The organism is Arthrobacter sp. H5, from assembly GCF_000520595.1.
In the GTDB taxonomy this organism is placed as follows: Bacteria; Actinomycetota; Actinomycetes; order Actinomycetales; family Micrococcaceae; genus Arthrobacter_D.
Window position 1 is genome coordinate 72328 of record NZ_KI914982.1, and the last position, 2008, is coordinate 74335.

Sequence of the window (2008 nt, forward strand, 5' to 3'; positions counted from 1 at the left end):
GATGTCCGGCTCGGACTTCGACTCGGTGCATGATCCCCGCCGGTCGGGCCACGGAGGCACCGGCTGCCGCCTGCCCGAAATCTGCCCGTTGTGTGCTGAAGGCAAGCAGGTGACCGAGTGACCTCCCTTATAACCGGTAGTGATCGTTCCCTGGAACTTCCGGCATTCACGGCAGCCGAGCTCGCGCAATTGCTGCACCCGGACCCCTCTGCTCCGGTGCAGTATCCAACCCTGGACCAGACCAGAATCATCGAAGCGCCCTTGGAACCGATGCTTGTGATTGCAGGTGCCGGCTCCGGGAAGACCAAAACCATGGCCGACCGCGTGGTATGGCTGGTTGCCAACGGATACGTAAGGCCAGAGCAGGTCCTGGGCGTCACCTTCACCCGAAAAGCCTCCGGCGAGCTGTCCACGAGGATCAGGCAGCGGCTCGCTGCGCTGTACAGGGTGCTGGATGCCGCAGACGGGGCACATCCCGCTGCGGACCGGATGGATCCCAGTGTCTCCACCTATCATTCCTACTCGAACGGGATAGTCCAGGATTACGGACTGCGCATTGGTGTTGAACGCGACGCCGTCATGCTGGGAACGGCCCAGGCCTGGCAGCTTGCCAGCAACGTGGTGGAAAGATACCAGGGTTCGTGGGAGCACCTCAGCGCAGCTAAATCCACCCTGGTCAAGGCCGTACTTGGGATGGCATCCGAATGTGCCGAACACCTCGTGACGCCGGCGGATGTGAGAGCGGGCCTGGAGGAGCAGATAACGGAAATGGAGTCCCTGAGCTACGTAGTCGGGGCCAAGCGGCCCCGCACGCAGGCAGTCGACAGGTTGCTGGATAAGCTTCGAACCCGCGTGACTGTGGCGCATATGGTGGATCTCTATTCAGCGGCCAAGTCCGGGGGGCGGCAACTGGATTTTGGGGACCTGGTGGCGTTGGCCGCACGAATTGTCAGTGAGGTTCCTGAGGCAGTTGAGCTGGAGCGCGAGAAGTACAACGTGGTGTTGCTGGACGAGTTCCAGGACACCTCATTCGCCCAGATGGTGCTCTTCTCGAAACTTTTCGGCGATGGCCGCGCGGTGACTTCGGTGGGAGACCCGCATCAGTCAATCTACGGTTTCAGGGGCGCCTCCGCGGGACAGCTTGGCACGTTCCGCACCCGGTTCCCGCTGAGCAACAACGGCGAACTCTCGATCTCACCCATGTCCAATCTGTCGGTCGCCTGGAGAAATGCCACCAGCATCCTGGCGGCCGCCAATACCGTAGCCGCACCCCTGAATCGACCCGCGGCGTGGCTGCGAAACCTTCCGCGACAGGAAGTACCGGACCTGCAGCCACGGCCCGGAGCTCCGGTCGGGGAGGTTTACCTCGGAAGATTTCTCAGTGAAACCACTACCGCTTCGACCGGCGGAGACTGGACCGGGCCGCAGCCGGGCGGGCAGAACAACAGGGAAACCGGGGAGTCCGCAGCCTTGGCGGAGCTGGTTCAACGACACCGGTCAAGGTCGTTCGAGAAGGACGCGCTGGGGCGGCCGCTTCGACCCACCGTTGCCGTGCTGTGCCGCGGCCGGAGACAATTTGAGCCTGTCCGCAGGGAGCTGGCAAACCGGGGGATTCCGGTTCAGATTGTTGGTCTGGGTGGACTTCTCCGCACCCCTGAAATTGTTGAACTGCTCGCCGTCCTCAAGGTACTTGGAGATCCCGAACGGTCGGATGCGATGTTCCGGCTGCTGGCCGGTGCGCGCTGGCGGATTGGCCCGGCCGATCTCATGGCGCTGGGAGACTGGGCAAAACACCTTGCCCGGGAGCGCAGCCAAAGACTCGGACGAATGCGGACGGTTTCCACGGCTGAAAACCTGGGCCAGACGGTGGTGGGAGGGGCCGCGAATACTGCGCCGCAGAGCGGCCCGACGCCTCCCCAGGCCGTCGTTGCTGGCACGGCAGCCCTGCAGCCGGATGCCTCCGAGGCGGGTAGCCTCGTGGAAGCCATCGACCACCTGCCGCCACAGG

At 63.5% G+C, this 2008-nt stretch carries 1 protein-coding gene; it reads left to right on the forward strand.

Annotated elements, in window-relative coordinates; all coding sequences use genetic code 11:
• Window positions 1-117: 117 nt before the first annotated feature.
• A partial coding sequence (locus tag Y708_RS28145; protein WP_035775365.1) for an ATP-dependent helicase occupies window positions 118-2008 on the forward strand: 1891 nt, incomplete at its 3' end.